General features: G+C 55.8%; 13 protein-coding genes and 1 pseudogene. All 14 read right to left on the reverse strand.

Features of this window, described 5'->3' with window-relative positions; translation table 11 throughout:
• Positions 1-51 precede the first annotated feature (51 nt).
• Positions 52-435 carry a transcriptional repressor gene (locus OXH16_02325; protein MCY3680205.1) on the reverse strand — a complete coding sequence of 128 codons (384 nt, stop codon included), beginning with the start codon at positions 433-435 and terminating at the stop codon, positions 52-54.
• 194 nt (positions 436-629) lie between these two features.
• A pseudogene (locus OXH16_02330) lies at positions 630-1,654 on the reverse strand (iron ABC transporter permease).
• 119 nt (positions 1,655-1,773) lie between these two features.
• The gene (locus OXH16_02335; protein ID MCY3680206.1) at positions 1,774-2,571 is read right to left on the reverse strand and encodes a (2Fe-2S)-binding protein; all 798 of its coding nucleotides are present in this window, start codon (positions 2,569-2,571) and stop codon (positions 1,774-1,776) included.
• 31 nt (positions 2,572-2,602) lie between these two features.
• Complete coding sequence (locus OXH16_02340) at positions 2,603-6,565, reverse strand: cobaltochelatase subunit CobN (protein MCY3680207.1); 3,963 nt, start codon at positions 6,563-6,565, stop codon at positions 2,603-2,605.
• A gap of 30 nt (positions 6,566-6,595) precedes the next feature.
• Complete coding sequence (locus OXH16_02345; GenBank protein MCY3680208.1) at positions 6,596-6,940, reverse strand: DUF2149 domain-containing protein; 345 nt, start codon at positions 6,938-6,940, stop codon at positions 6,596-6,598.
• Between the two features lie 12 nt (positions 6,941-6,952).
• The gene (locus OXH16_02350; GenBank protein MCY3680209.1) at positions 6,953-7,516 is read right to left on the reverse strand and encodes a MotA/TolQ/ExbB proton channel family protein; all 564 of its coding nucleotides are present in this window, start codon (positions 7,514-7,516) and stop codon (positions 6,953-6,955) included.
• Between the two features lie 22 nt (positions 7,517-7,538).
• On the reverse strand, positions 7,539-8,699 hold the full coding sequence (locus OXH16_02355; GenBank protein ID MCY3680210.1) for an ABC transporter substrate-binding protein: 1,161 nt from the start codon (positions 8,697-8,699) through the stop codon (positions 7,539-7,541).
• Positions 8,700-8,724: 25 nt separating this feature from the next.
• Entirely contained in the window at positions 8,725-9,510 is a 786-nt protein-coding gene (locus tag OXH16_02360) for a carbon-nitrogen hydrolase family protein (GenBank protein MCY3680211.1), read from the reverse strand.
• Positions 9,503-9,748, reverse strand: coding sequence for a hypothetical protein (locus OXH16_02365; protein ID MCY3680212.1), 246 nt, complete (start codon positions 9,746-9,748; stop codon positions 9,503-9,505). The genes OXH16_02360 and OXH16_02365 overlap by 8 nt, the downstream gene beginning before the upstream one ends.
• 82 nt (positions 9,749-9,830) lie before the next feature.
• Positions 9,831-10,400 carry a hypothetical protein gene (locus tag OXH16_02370; GenBank protein MCY3680213.1) on the reverse strand — a complete coding sequence of 190 codons (570 nt, stop codon included), beginning with the start codon at positions 10,398-10,400 and terminating at the stop codon, positions 9,831-9,833.
• 21 nt (positions 10,401-10,421) lie between these two features.
• A complete protein-coding gene (locus OXH16_02375; protein ID MCY3680214.1) occupies positions 10,422-12,800 on the reverse strand; it encodes a TonB-dependent receptor in 2,379 nt (792 codons plus the stop codon).
• A gap of 179 nt (positions 12,801-12,979) precedes the next feature.
• Positions 12,980-14,194 (reverse strand): zinc metallochaperone GTPase ZigA, encoded by a 1,215-nt coding sequence (gene zigA / locus OXH16_02380; protein MCY3680215.1) that lies wholly within the window; start codon positions 14,192-14,194, stop codon positions 12,980-12,982.
• A 20-nt stretch (positions 14,195-14,214) separates the two neighbouring features.
• Entirely contained in the window at positions 14,215-14,592 is a 378-nt protein-coding gene (locus OXH16_02385) for a SaoD/DsrE family protein (protein MCY3680216.1), read from the reverse strand.
• A 189-nt stretch (positions 14,593-14,781) separates the two neighbouring features.
• Positions 14,782-14,968 (reverse strand): transcriptional repressor (locus OXH16_02390; GenBank protein ID MCY3680217.1); only part of this gene is annotated, 187 nt, incomplete at its 5' end.

The raw sequence follows: 14,968 nt of genomic DNA on the forward strand, positions 1-14,968 counted from the left end.
CGACGGGCGCGCAGCCTTCTTCGAGACAAGCCAGCTCGGTGACCGTGACCGTCATTCCGCATTGCCACACGCATCGCAGGTTCCGAACAACACCACCTCATGTCTCGTCATCTGAAACCTGTCTGGAACCAGGAACTCGAGGCCCTCGACGCAACCAACGAGGTCGAACGCACGGTCGCAGGCCGAGCAAAGAAAGTGATGGTGATGCTCGCGGTCCTTGGGCTCGTACCGAACGCCGCGGCCCAACACCTCAACGGCCTCCAGCGTGCCTTCCTCAACACCCCGTTGGAGCGCGCGATATACCGTGGCGAGACCGATACTCTCTCCACTTCCGCTCAGGCGGCTCCACAGTTCCCTGGCGGACAGAGGGCCGTCCGCCTCGCTAAGGGCTTCCAAGACGATCATCTGTTGCTTCGCTCTTTTCATGGATTTCATGATAGTCGATTTTCAGTTATCGTCAAGGCTTTCTTTCAGTACGGGAGTCTCGTCCTTTGCAATTCCCCTTCATTGAGCGTCCCTGGCGCGCGCTCAAACACGAGTGGGTCTATCTGCGCGACTTGGAGAATGGGCGGCAGAACACGCGGGACCGACTGGAGACGACGGAGGTGAACCGCTCCGTGAACGCTGCCTCAATTGGAAAACGCCGCGTTCAGATTCTTCCGGTGCAGAATAAACCAAATCACAATGGGTGCGCCCAGAATCGAAGTCACGGCATTGAGCGGCAGCACCATTTGACTGCCCGGCAAGCGGCCAATGAGGTCTGCAAACAAGGCCAGCGTTGCGCCCATGCATATCACTGCAGGCATCAGCGCCCGGTGATCAGAGGTGTGCAGTAAGCTGTGGCAAAGATGGGGCACAGCCAGTCCCAGAAAGGCGATGGGACCGCAAAACGCCGTTGTGGCGCCGGCCAGCATCGAGGCGCTGATCAGGATATAGATGCGTACGCGTTTCACATTCAAGCCCATGCTTCGTGCGTAATTTTCGCCCAGCAACAGGGCATTGAGCGGCTTGATGCACAAAAAACCCACCAGAAGCCCCAGGGCGACCACAGACCCTAAAACGGGTATCTGTTTCCATGAAACGCCTCCGAAACTCCCGAACGTCCAGATGATGTAGGATTGAATCTGTTCGGGAACGCTGAAGTAAATCAGAATGCTCACAAAAGCGCCCGTGGCATACCCGAACATCAGGCCCAGGATGAGTAGCGTCATGGCACTTTGCACTTTTCGGGAAACCAGCAAAACGCAACCCAGCACCGTGCCGGCGCCAAGGCTGGCCGCTGCCGCAAGACTCAAATCGCCCAAAATTCCCAGCCCTGCAATGAGCGCACCGCTCGCAGTGCCCACTGCCAGCACCACGATGGCCACACCCAGGCTCGCGCCTGCATTGATGCCCAGCACAAAGGGATCCGCCAGCGGGTTGCGAAACAGCGTCTGCATTTGCAATCCGCCTACGGAAAGCGCCGCGCCCGCCAGTACTGCGGTGATGGTCCTGGGAAGGCGGATGGTATACACGATGCCCAAGCCGGGGTGGCGGTTTCTTTTCCCGCCAGAATCGCCAGGATATCCACAAATGGAATATGCACCGATCCCAGCGACAGGCTCAAAACAAAGACGAAAAACAGCAACGGAAACAATCCGAGCGCCAAGATCATTCGGTGGGAAATGCCCGCAGGCGCCTTTTGCGCTGAAAGAACAGACATCGAGATCCGTCTCCTCAAGAAAAGCACATCGATTTGTTCATAGCGTGCCAATCTGTAATCGGGGTCAATGGCTACGCATTGCCCTGCGCCATCCATTCCTTGTTCCGGCGGATGCTTTCTTCTTGCGGAATAAGCGGGCAACTGGCGCAATAATTGCCCTCCGGCATGAGATAGTACCGGCAGCAGGCACTCCTGCGGTGGAAGACCCGCGTGCGTCCCTGATGCGATACATCGTAAAAATGCGGACGCATTTGCTGCATCTCTCCATCTCCATCGAAAAAATGCTCTGCTTCGGTCCATCCCGCATGCGAAACATCCAGATGCTGCATCACTTGCACAAACTGACTGCCCCAGGAAGAAGTGATCATGCCCCAGATTGCGCGAACGGAAAACCGCGACCACGCATGCAAAGCATCGACGATGGGCGTGGCCTGGCCCACCAGCGTTTGACGCAAATATCGGCGAAGGTCTTCCGTTTGTCCCTCGTCCGCACCGATCACCCCTTCGGCCCGGTGCAGAGCCACGCGTTCAAATAGGCCATATTCGCCGAATTTGAAACTGATGTTATCGAGCGACATATTGGGCACAGCCCGACAAAGCAAAAAAGGCGCAATGGCCACCCCGGCAGACCAGCCAAAGCGCAGAAAAAAAGAAGCGACCATTGCTCGGCGGTCTTCGGTTTCTCGCCGTGTGCCCAGTACCTGGAGCAGGTCGCGGAAAGGCATTGCATCTGGAAAAAGCAAATCCGAACCGCGCAGCCACCCGCTCCCATCGGGCACCCCTAAAACCAAATCCCAGTTAGGATGCAGGGTCTTGAGGTAGGCATACGCATCGGGAATAGATGAAACGGGGTGTATGTGTGCGTTCAATGTGATCTCCTGATTGATCGGTCAACGGGCATTACCATGTGTTTCTGCGCTGTCTGAACCAGCCGAAAGCCACCAGCAGCGCACTGATGATGCCTATTGCGAAATATGTGGTTTTGTGCGTTGACAGATGATCGGCGACCGTGCGTACAACATCCGTCATTTCGTATCCCGTCATCGGCTCTGCAGGTGCAGGCGGCAGATCATAACGCGCCTGGCGTGCAATGTTGATCGCATCCTGATAGGGCTGCGCCAGTGCCTGAACACCGGGTGTTTTGTTGAGCAATTCGGTTACAAATGTTTCAAGGGATGGGCTGTTGCAGATGCCCGAATTACAAGCCGGGCCGTGATCGGAAACGGACTGCGCTAACTGCTGGGCAACATCCTGTAAAACCTCATCGGTTGCCTGCCAGTAGCCTTTGTGCGCCGCTTCCAAAAGCGTGGCCATCATCGTCTGTTCGGCATAGGGGTTGTTCTCAGAAAAATAATCCTCTAACCCCAGGTCGTATTCGTCTTTCATGTAAACTTGATGAATGCGGTTCCAATCCTCGTCGGAAACCAGATCGGGTGACGTGACTTCCCACACCCACATGGTTTCGGTGAACTCGGTCATATAGCGCGCGCCATCATAACCGTGATCCATCATGCCTCGAATCCATTTGGGATTGAAATAGCGAGATCGCAATTCGCGCGAATAAAAACGCTCCAACGTTTCGACGCGTTCGGATTGGGGATTGCGCAAATTGTGGATGTAAAGATCGATTTTGCGGCCCGTGGTGTTGCGCACGGCCATATTCATGCCGCCAAAATAGGCGGCGACCATGGGGTGGTCGAGCACACCATACACGTTTGATGTGCGCCCGAATGCAGCAATATCAACGGTTTCAATGTTCTGGCGAAACAAATCCTGAACGTATTCTCCCACGGTATTTTCGCCATAAGCATGGCTCAGGCGCGTCATATAGAGATCGGATATTTTGCCGTCGTCCTCCCAGGTACCGCCTGCGTGTATGGCAAACTGAATGGAGGGGGAATATGCGCCCACGTTTTCGGAAAACACGCGGATACTTGCAAGGGATCGGGCATGCTCGGCGGAGGGTTCGGTAGCGGCCAGTTTTTGATAGGCTGCTTCGGTGTGCAACCGCACGATGTTATCGGGCTCATCTGCATCTGAAACCAATTTGACGGCCTTGTGAATCAGACGGATTTTGTCCATGAAATGGTCGCGGTACGTGCCGGACGTTGTGACGAAAACATCCACGCGGGGCCGGTTGAGTTCGTGTTGGGGAATCACTTCAATGCCCGCAATCCAGCCACGCTGATTCCACACCGGGCGCACGCCGAGCAAGTAAAAAACCTGCGCTTCCAGAATGCCTTTGTTCTTGGTGATTTCAGAGGACCAGAGCACATAACCCACCCGCCGTGGATACACTCCGTGCTTTTCCACATGCTGTTTGAGCATGTCATCGGCCAGGCGGCGGCCCACTTCCCAGGCTTCGCGGGTGGGCATGGATCGGTGGTCGAAGTGATACGGATTTCGCCCCGAGGGCAGGGCGTCGGGATTGCGAATGGCGTCATCCATTTCCCCGGGTTCGATGAACCGGCCTTCAAGAGCGGATAAAATGCGCGGCACTTCTTCCCGCGCCGCCTCAATGCGCGCTTTGTAATCCAGTGCGCGCTGCAAATAGCTTTCGATTTCTTCCGATGCGGCTTTGAGATGCGTGCGCTGAATATCCTGCGGGGTTTCACCTGTAAGCAGAAGATCTGTGAGAATGATTTTGGCCAGCGTATCGGGAGAAACGTCGGCCCTGTGTGCAACAAGCGCTTCGCGGAATTCACGCCCCAGCATTGAGCGCACCATGTCAACGAGAGGCTGTCCCTTGGGAGGCACGCCGAGGGTATGCGGTCCATAGGGGATATGCTCGCGGTTGATTTCTTCAAGGTAAGTGCGGGTGGCTGTGGCAAGCTGATCAAACGGTGCCCGTTGAATATCCAGTCCCAGGTCGCGTGCCAGATGGAGGCGTTCGCACTCCTGGCGAATGCCTGTTTCCAGTTCGGCGCGCACCGCCGCTGGCAGATTTTCCTCCAGGCGGGCGATCTTGTTGCGCAACTCGTGCAGGTTTTCATACAGTTCGGATGCGACAATTGTGGGCATGAATCCAATGGTTAATGCACTGGCCCGGCGCTTGTTCCCAATGCCCGCATTGCCCTGGAGGGGTGTGGGATAAATGTGGGGCATATTGCCGATGAGCCTACCCACCCAGTCGGTTCTGGCTGGCCCTTCCATTTTGCCCGGCATGAGTGAAAGCTGGGTGAACATAGTGAGCATCGCATAGGGATTGTACACCTGCTGGAGCCACTCGAAAAAGGCGAAATACTGGTGGTGCGGCGGCAACTGGTCTTTGGAATACAAAACGTCCTCATCCTGTTTATAACCCCAGTCGGGGTGCGGCACCAGCAGTACATTGCCAAACTGAATTTTGGGAATCACGATCATGCGCTGGCTGTCGCGTGCCGTATGCACCATGATACTGCCCGGCGGCGCCCCCCAGTTGTCGATCATTTCTCTTTGCTTTTTCTCCGCAAGTTCTCCAAACCAGTTCAAATAGGTGTTTTCGGGAATGGTAATGGCATGTCCCTGCCCCACGCGCTTGCCCATCTCACCGGGTGCCCAGTTGCCTATGTTGGAACCCTGTTCGGCCATCATCCGGCTCAGTGTTTCCACGTCGGGCAGCGGCTCTTCTCCTACGTTATATCCCGCTTCTTTCAGGGCCTCCAGAATGTTCACCAGACTGGCCTGAACATTTAAATAGAAATCGGGATCACTGCCGATATTCGCCTTGCCTGCACCCTCACTGTAATAGGGAATGACGAGCCGCTTCTCGCGATTGGGCATGCGCCGCAGTTGCGCCCAGGCCAGCGCGCGTTCCACGCGCCAGTCGAGTTGGTCTGGTATAATTTGATTTTTCGGCTGGCCGGTTTCATCCGCAACGCGCCCGGATATGACGATGGGTTCAATGATACCGTCGGTTTCGCTGTAAACGACCTGAGGGGTCATATCGGGCGATAGCCCGCCGATGTTGTCGCGCCACTGATCCGGTGTGCCGAGATAGTAATTGATACCGGATAAAATGGGCACATTGAGCGCATGGGCATGCTGTTGCCCTTTTTCGTAGTCGAACCAGTTGATTTTCGTGCCACAAAAAATCAGCGCATCCACCAGGCTGTTCCCATCCTCGATGAGATACGGATCAAACAGAAAACCGCTTTTTCCCATCAAAGGAAAAACCTGGTGGCCCCGGCGTTCCACATTGCGAATGAGGGAATCGACATACGCGGTATTTCCTTTGATATAGTTATCCTGATAGAAAACGATGCCGATGTTCAAAGGATTTTTGGAGGGGCGATGACGCTTTTCTCTGATCTGCTCGTGCCAGTTCCGATAGGCGCGATGGCTGACGAACAGTTCCGGTGCATCGGGATGGTAAAAGGCATGCTCTGGATATGCGATGGGCGGCTGTGTTTCGATAGGCAAGTCGAGCAGGTTTGCGCCGAGGTAATGCATTAGCCGCCGCACGTTTTCCCGGCTGTTGTTGGCCCAGTACTGTTCCAGGTCAGGATGCTCGTCAAGGGATACATTTCCCTGTATGTATTGAGGCTTGACAACCACCACCTTTGTCGCTGTTTTGGCCGCGTCGAATTGGTCGATGTGAAATCCGAGTTTCGCACCAATGCCCTCGGCAAATACGAGATCGTACTTTGTCAGATCGATCCCTTCGAAAGAGGGAAACGGCGGTTTGCCATGGCCGAAAATATCCACATCCATATGGGCTTCAAGTTCCCTTGCCGCCTGTTTAAGTTCCCAGAAAGCATGCAGGCTGATGACGGCAACCGCTGGCTTTTTTTCATTTTGTACCGCGTCTTCCGTAGCGGTTTGACAGGCGTTCAAAACCGCCAGGATCAGCAAAAGCAAGACACATCCGATCCTTTTTTTCACGTCCTCATTCCTTTCACTGCACAGGGAGAGCTATTCTTTTTCGGGCACGTAAATCACCCGTCCATCTTCGAGCTGATAGGCAATGCCCAGCCGGGTGCCATTCCCGGACAGGGAATTTTCCGTTACCTTCTGGACTTTGATTTCGCGGTCTTTGCGCGAAATGACCTCGGTTTCACCCTGTGGCGTGGTTCGCACCAGGGTCCATTCCGCATCTGGGCGCAACAGCTCGTGCATGGGCAACAGCGCAAAAAGCGCCATGATGACGGCGACCACAAAGGCCATGCTGACATCGAATAAATTGGTTACGCCAGCCATCGGATCGTGGCTGTTCTGACGCAACGCCTCTGAGTGGTTGATTTTGTTCACAAAACGCATGATCCCTTCCTCTCAAAAGATCTGTTCCGGGATTGATTTCACTTGGTCATGCCGCCTTTCAATGTAAAAGGCAAGAGCCTGAATATCTTCCCGAACCCACTTTTCTTTGACCAGCGCCAGCACATAGGCCACCGTGCCGACCGCCAAACCGAGTACTGTCGTGGAAAAGGCGGTGACCATATTTCCAGACAGCGCGGGCAGATCGCCCTGCGACAATCCCTGAAGCGCGCCCGCCATGGGAATCAGGGTGCCGATCAGTCCGAGGGAAGGCCCCACGCGAATGGCGAACCGGACGCTATCCAGGGCGCGTGTGCTTTGCTGCTCAGCATCGTGAATTACTTCCTCTAGGGCGATTTCCAGGTGTGCGCCTGATTGGGCTTCAATCAGGGCATCGCATTGGGCCATATATTTGGCACGCACATGAAATCGCTTCTTGCGGCGTTGCAGGCTTTCGCGGGCAAATTCCCCCAAGCAGACCAACATCCAGCACGCGAGAAACAACAGGGCGATGATGACCGGGTAAAACAGCAGGGAAGAGAGCAGGTAAATGACATGAGTGATTTGCAGGGTTTCCATGAACGCCTCGATCCTTATGGGATCAGGGAGCGATTTTGCGATAGTATTTCAATGCGTGATTCGGCAGGGTATGCGGATGAAAAATGTGGATCAGATCGGCCAGAATGAGATGCGGCTCCACAACGCCGTTTTCCCAGTAATCATTGGCTCCCGTAGCGTTGACCCTGGCGTTGAAATTGTATGTTTGACCGTTTTGGAACGCTTTGAAGGCGCTGTAGCGCGCATCTTCCTGCAGCATATCGGATCGGGCATGCCATGTGTTGCGCCCGATGATCCAGAAGTCCGCAGTGGCCGCCTTTTCATATACCGCCTCAAAATCCAGGGGCAAACTGCCTTGAGTATCATCATGTGCCCACACATATCTTGTGCCTGCATTTAAGAGCAACTGCGCGACATAGCTTTTTCCTCCGGCGACATACCACGTGCCGCGAGACAGCGCCCCGCCGAAAACCAGGGGTTTCGCCGTCTCCGCCAACCCTTTCGTCAAATCGGCATACCGCGCATACTGCGCGACGATATCATCGAATATCTGTTCGGCCAGCGCCTCCTGGTTGAAAAACGCCGCCGTGAATTTCAGCCATTCGGTTCTGCCCAGAAGGGTAGGTTCGACGTATTCCGCATTGATCACCACGGGCACGCCAGCCTCTTGCAGGGCGGGATGGGAAATGTACTGACTATTGGCTTGGCCCACGGCCATTACCAGATCCGGGTTGAGTTGCAGCACCCTTTCCAGATCGATCTGATTGCCTCTTCCAATGGCGGGCAGATGGCCGGCATCTACTTTCCGGCGCAGGTCGGAATCGTAAATGCCATCTGGATTGTTGACCGCAATGAGAGACCCGTATTGACCGAGCAATTTAAGATGCGGCAAATGCGTGGTTGACAGTACGGCGATCGTCTGGATAGGCACGCGAATGATGTGTTCTTTTTTATGCGCCTCCGGGACCGGCGCGCCTTTGGGTACCAGCACATAGCGGAAGGATGCGGAAGCGTCCGGCCAGGGTTGGGTCACATCGATAATCTTAACATCCCCCTCATAGGCGATCGCAAAGCATTGGGCATAGCGCACATGCGCTTTGTCCTGAACGAGCACAGACCGCGTGGTTGGAAATTCATCGGCTTTGAGGTCCGCCCCCCACAAGCCCATTGCACAAAACCAGACTGGAAGCATGCGCAGGTTCATCGTTTTCTCCTTCAGGCAAACAGGATCACAGCGGAATTCGTTGATAGGCTGGAGAAACGGGACGCTGGCCAATGAGGTCCCAATCAAAAATCAGCACAGTTGACCGGGGCGATGTAAATGAGAGCAGGCGCTCGCCCATTTTAATGACGGCGCTTTCGGCATCGGTAAAATCGAGATGGACATCCTTGCCGGTTCGGTTGCACACCACCAGCGGCAGTCCTGTTTCGCACGTACGCTGCTCCCATTCGCCGTTCGGGCCATACAAACCCGGCCCCCACGCAGCCGGTGAAACGAGCAGTTGCGCGCCCTGCGTTTTGAGCCTGTTCGCCCAGGTATCCGGATAGGCATCGGCGCAGATCAGCACACCGGCTTTCAAAGGCACAGTGGGAAGAGGCACCGCGTTCACTCCTGGAGTCGCCCATGATTCAGAACCGGGAATCACGCTGATCTTCCGGTGTTTCCCAATACAGATGCCGCGATGGTCGAACACAGAAACCGCATTGTAACACCGCCCGTCCTGTGGATCGCGTTCGGGATGTGACAAAAAGACGACCAGACCGAATCGGGCGCTGATGCGTTGAATCTTTCGCATCCAAGCATCCGGCTGCGGCGCAATCCAGTCCGTCCCAATGCGTTCGGCAAAGGCATAACCACAGGTGCATAGCTCCGGTGTGAGCACCCAGTCGGCTTTGAAACGCGCTGCAACGGTCAGCCCCGTTTCCACCAGGCGTTGATTGTGCGCCAGATCACCGGGAATGGGCGCCACATGCAAACAGGCTATGCGCAATATTTCAGGCGGTTTTTTAATCAACTGGCCAGGATTCTTTCTGTATTGCGGCAATCAGATCATAAACGGAATGGTGCTCCCGAACGGAACCGTTGCGCCTGGTACACCAGGTTATGCGCTGGTCCTGGGCAAAAATCTCGATGTGAAAATCCGCATGGGGATACCGCCCCAGCGCCACCAGGTCTCGCACCGGCAATATGCCCACGCTGACGCGGTCTGTGAGCACCACGCTGAGTTTGCGGGACAGGTCTCTGGCCGGCAAACGGGCAGGAATGCTGCGGGGGGCAGGAGAGCAAGGGAGTCCCTTGCCTCTTTCTCGGTATTTCCTGCGCTCCTGCAGCAGTTTATCCGTGGTAGAATTTCCGGGCCTTCTGATCGAACGAATCGGGATCAAGCCCCAGGTGCGTTTTGCGAAGCGCGTTCCACATCCCCAGGCGCGACCAGTCAGGCGGATCGAGCTTTTTGAATTCCGGCACGCTCACAAAAAACGGATTGGGAAAAAACACCGTCATTTGCTGTTCGCCTTTGCCGTTGAACATGTGGAAACCCCAGCTTGAGGGGTGGCCATCGAGATTGAGGCGGCGGTAAAACTCCGCGCGCGATGTCCTCCGCTGCCGAGCCAGTTCGGGCGATGCGCCCTTAAATTCGCCGATGCACAGGTGAAAATGCCAGGGGCCAAAATCCACGGTAAGGTAGCCGTTGTTCAACGTGATGCGTTTGGGTGCATTGGGGGCGCCCACTTCCCAGGCCGCGCCCTGAATGAGCGGACCAAAGTGAATGTCCTGCCAGTAATTTTGAAAAACATCCTCCAGAATGGTTTTGAGCTTGTCTTCGGACAGAGCGACCGGAAACACCTCCATCTGGCCCCCGCCTTCGGCTTCTATGATTTTCCCTCTTGGAGTTGTAACGTCCATGACAGCATCCTTTATAGTGGATTAGAAACGCACCGCATATTGCATGCGCGCGGAGCGGCCCGGCAGGTTATAGCCCCGCTTTTCGTAATAGTTTTCGTCGGTTAGATTGTTCAAATAAAGCGACACGGTATAGCGTTCGCCGATTTTGAAAGACGACACCAGATCTGCGACCATAAATGCCGGATATTGTACCTCCGGACGTTTGGCGTCGGTCCAATCCGTATCTTTGCGGTTGCCCACATAGCGTCCGGTCAGGCGCGTGTTAAAAAAATGTCCGTCGTCATATTCTGCGCCCCAGGACAGGCTGGTATTTGCCACGTTGTGAATGTCCCGGCGCATTTCGGCACCCGTGGCCGGGGTTACCGTCACATCTTCGGCTTTGAGCGTGTGGGTGGCATTGGCGAAAAAGCGGAAGGTATACGCATAATTGCGACGGGCGCCCAGGTCATAAGAGACTTTCCACTCGATGCCATGCATGTTGGATCGGTTGGCATTGACAAAGGTCGTGCGGGAAGCAATCGTGTCGCCGGATGCCGTAACCTGTCCAACCGGGTTGGTGGTTTGTCGCGTGATGCGGTCGTTGACGCGGGTGCGGAAAAACGTGATGTCGATATCCAATCCCATATCCGGTCTCGTAAGTCCTGCACCCAGATCAAGTGTGATGCTGTTTTCAGGATATAGATCGGCATTGCCTTCAGTAATGGCCACGTTTCCGGTGCCGGTGCCGGTTTCGGAAAAACCGGCCACATTGAAAGCATCAGGGGTAACAAAAGCTCTGCCTATAGTGCTGTGCACATGCAAGCCCGATGATTCTATGCGATATTTGAAACCCGCGCTTGGATTGAATGTGGTAAAGGTTTCTTCGCCCGGATTAAAGGATGTGAGCAGGGGCGTTTGCTTGCCGTCGAAGGTGATGCGATCGAGCCGTCCTCCGGCCGTGGTCGTGAGGTGCTCATTCAGGAAATTGAAACTTCCTTCGATGAAAAGCGCTTGCGTATGGATGCCGTAATTGGGACTAAATGGGGCACGAGGCGTATCGGCTGCGCTCCAGCTTTTTCCCTCGGTATTGGACGAGCTCCAATCTGCGCCAAGCGTGAGTAAGTGCGACCCCAAAGCGAAGGCGTCCTGTATTTGAGCACCATACCAGGTGTTGCGCCGGGTAAAGGATATGAAAGGTATGCCCCTTAGATTGTAGGACTCGGAGACTTCTTCTGACGCATATGTCTTGAACTGGAGGGCGTGGTTGCCCACCAGCCCCGCAAACTGGACGTCGCCGGATAAATTCTCGGCATTTTTCCGGCCGGCTCGTTCGGCGCCGTAAAAAATATCTCCGGGGGTTTCTACATTGCGCGCGATAAAGCGGCTGACCGAACTGTCCAGCCGCCAGATCTCGTCTATCTGGTAACCCAGCCGGAGACGACCCTGGTTTTTGCTGAATTTGGTGTTGGGGCGGATCTCGCCGTCTCCCCGTTCGGTTTTGGTGGCTGTGGTGCCATCGGCATAGGTGACAACGGCCTCGTCGCTGCCGACCATGCCCTGGAACACATTGCCTTTTCCAATGCGATAGTCCTTGTTCTGGTCGGAAAGGTTGATGCCCAGATCAAAATCGAACCCGTTGCCGATGGGCCCGCCAGCAGACAGCGATGCGCCGAATGTCCCAAAAGATCCGTACGATGCCGCGAGGTCAATGCGCGGCAAATACGTGGATTTCCGGCTGATGATGTTGACCACGCCTCCCATGGCCTGAGCGCCATACAGCGCCGATCCCGGCCCTTTCATCACTTCGATTCGTTCGATATTGTTGAGATCGATGGTCGCCAGATTCGAGGCCCCGGCATGCCGCCCGTCGATCAATAGCAGGCTGCGCTGATTCAGGCCGGAAAACTGCGGGCGAAACCCGCGAATGCCCACGCCGGACAGAAGGCCGGGATATTGAATAATATCAATGGCCGTTTGTTTTTTGAGCGCATCGGTCAGATCATCGGCCACGGTGCGATCCAGATCCGTTCTCGATATGACATCTATTTTTTGAGGCACCTTTTCAAGATGCTGCGCACTGCGCCTGGCCGTAACCACCACATCCTCCAGTTGCACTGCAATGGGCGTCATGGCGATAACTCTTTCTTTTTGTAGAAATTCTCCTGAAACAATGCGCGTGAGATAGCCCGTGTGGGAAATTGCAATACGTTGATTTGTCTCAACAGCCAAAGAGAAAGCGCCCTGTGCATCGGTTGTGGTCCCCGTGTTGGTTCCCTCAATTCTGACATTGGCTCCCACCAGGATTTGGCGGGTCTGGGAATCGACTACTGTGCCTTGACCCTGGGCAAATGCATTGCCGTGAACAAGGCAAAAAAAAAGTCCCCAAATTAAAGGGAATGAAAACGGCCTGATGTCTTTCATAAATGATTCCTCCTGAAATTAATCGTTTGTGAATGTGATTACCAGCGGTGGCACGGCGAGGTTCAAAGCATCGGTCAAACGTTGGCTGAGGTTGGCGTTTTTCATCAATAGGTGTTCTCCCTCGTTGACGTTGAAACAAAACGGTGCAGAAACGCTCAGGATTCATGAGGCCGTTTCGGTCATTCTGACTCCTCGACCATTTGAAGTTCCGGAAACGGGTTACGGAACCCTGCCCAGGTCTTGCTGTTAGCGGAGGCGAGATGCTCGTCGAGCAGACACGCGTCGAGGCGAGCACGCATCGACGCATCGTCCATCTGCTGGCCGATGAAGACGAGTTGCTGCGCGCGATCGCCGAAGCGAGGATGCCAGTCCGGATGCTGGTCAGGGCGCTGACCCTCGGGGTGCCCCCAGTGTTCGCGAGGCACGGCCGCCCACCACATCCCAACGGGGTTCACATTGATGACGCCGCCGGCTTGAGACCACTCGTAGAGAATCCGATGGTCAGCGGCGACCCAGAAGAAACCCTTCGAGCGGAGCACGCCGCTCCAGTTCTCGTCGTCGTGCAGGAGCGCCCACAGCTTCTCGGCGTCGAAGGGCTGCGACGTCCGATAGGTGAAGCTCGAGATCCCGTACTCCTCGGTCTCCGGCGTGTGCTCACCCTGAAGCTCTCGAATCCAGCCGGCGGAGCTCGCCGCCTTCTCGTAGTCGAACAGGCCCGTGTCGAGCACGCATTCGAGCGGGACCTGTCCGTGCGTCGCCATGATGACCTCCGCGCCGGGGTTGAACGCTTTCACGATGGCCTCGACCTCCAAAGCCTGATCGTCGCTCACGAGATCGAGCTTGTTCAGTACGATGACGTCGGCGAACTCGATCTGGTCAATGAGCAGGTCGGTCACCGTCCGGTGATCTTCTTCGCCCAGCGACTCACCCCGGTCCTGGAGCGCCTCGGAGGCGGCGTAGTCCCGCAGGAAACTCGCCGCGTCCACGACTGTGACCATCGTGTCGAGGCGCGAAACCTGACCCAGGCTCACACCGTTCTCGTCCTCGAAGGTGAAGGTCTGAGCGACGGGAATAGGCTCCGAGATCCCCGTGGACTCGATGAGCAGGTAGTCGAAGCGTCCCTCCTGCGCGAGCCGTGAGACCTCGGCGAGCAGGTCGTCTCGCAGCGTGCAGCAGATACAACCGTTCGACATCTCGATCAGCTTCTCCTCGGTCCGCGAGAGTTCCGCACCGCCGCGCTCAACGAGCGTCGCGTCGATGTTGACCTCGCTCATATCGTTGACGATGACCGCGACGCGCATGCCCTCGCGGTTGTTGAGCACGTTGTTGAGTAGAGTGGTCTTGCCTGCGCCGAGAAAGCCGGACAGAACAGTAACGGGAAGTCTCTCTGACAAGGGCACTTTAGTTTCCTAACTTAAAGGGTGATGACCAAGTCGGGCGCGGCGGGGGCGAGTGCGGCGTATAGCTGCGGGAAACAGCCTGCGCTCACGCCGGCCACCAGGCCCTTCGCCTTGACGTCGCCCGAACCGCATTGCTCGAAGGTGCCCTCGGCAAGGTTGCGCCGCACGGCACACTGATCGCAGACCATGAGGAGGATGTTCTGCTCCGCGGCGACCTTGGACAGACGCTCGCCCACCTCGTCGCCCTCGCGCAGGCAGTAGAGGTTGTCGTCGAAAAAGAACATACCGACGACGTTCACCCCGTGGTTACCGGCTTCGAGTTGCGGCAGGATCATGGTGCCCAGCTTGTAGGTCGCCGACATGTCGGTGGCGAAAATGTATGCAATATTCATTCTTTAGGTTCTCCTATTGATCGTCTCTCGACTGGTGGATAATGGCCATGCTGGCCCTGTTCTTCAACGAATACCACGCCCTGCTTGTGAGGTTGGGACACACCTGGCACCGCCTCACGCCGAATTGCGAGGAATGTCCTCTCCGCGCGGTCTGCCCGTACCCTGGCGCCGACTAAAATTCGGCGACCGTCACGCCGCATTGCCACACGCATCACAGGTGCCGAGCAATACCACCTCATGTCCAGTCATCTGAAACCCGTCTGGAACCAGGGAATCGAGGCCCTCGACGCAACCGAAGAGGTCGAACGCGTGGTCGCAGGTCGAGCAAAGAAAGTGATGGTGATGCTCGCGGTCCTTGGGCTCGTACCGAACGCCG

It is taken from the genome of Gemmatimonadota bacterium, assembly GCA_026705765.1.
Taxonomy (GTDB): domain Bacteria; phylum Latescibacterota; class UBA2968; order UBA2968; family UBA2968; genus VXRD01.

Bases quoted from the DNA above. Each gene is read 5' to 3' on its own strand.
- OXH16_02325 (MCY3680205.1), bottom strand. From the start codon at position 435: ATGAAATCCATGAAAAGAGCGAAGCAACAGATGATCGTCTTGGAAGCC.
- OXH16_02350 (MCY3680209.1), bottom strand. From the start codon at position 7,516: ATGGAAACCCTGCAAATCACTCATGTCATTTACCTGCTCTCTTCCCTG.
- OXH16_02385 (MCY3680216.1), bottom strand. From the start codon at position 14,592: ATGAATATTGCATACATTTTCGCCACCGACATGTCGGCGACCTACAAG.
- OXH16_02355 (MCY3680210.1), bottom strand. From the start codon at position 8,699: ATGAACCTGCGCATGCTTCCAGTCTGGTTTTGTGCAATGGGCTTGTGG.
- OXH16_02345 (MCY3680208.1), bottom strand. From the start codon at position 6,940: ATGCGTTTTGTGAACAAAATCAACCACTCAGAGGCGTTGCGTCAGAAC.
- OXH16_02370 (MCY3680213.1), bottom strand. From the start codon at position 10,400: ATGGACGTTACAACTCCAAGAGGGAAAATCATAGAAGCCGAAGGCGGG.
- OXH16_02375 (MCY3680214.1), bottom strand. From the start codon at position 12,800: ATGAAAGACATCAGGCCGTTTTCATTCCCTTTAATTTGGGGACTTTTT.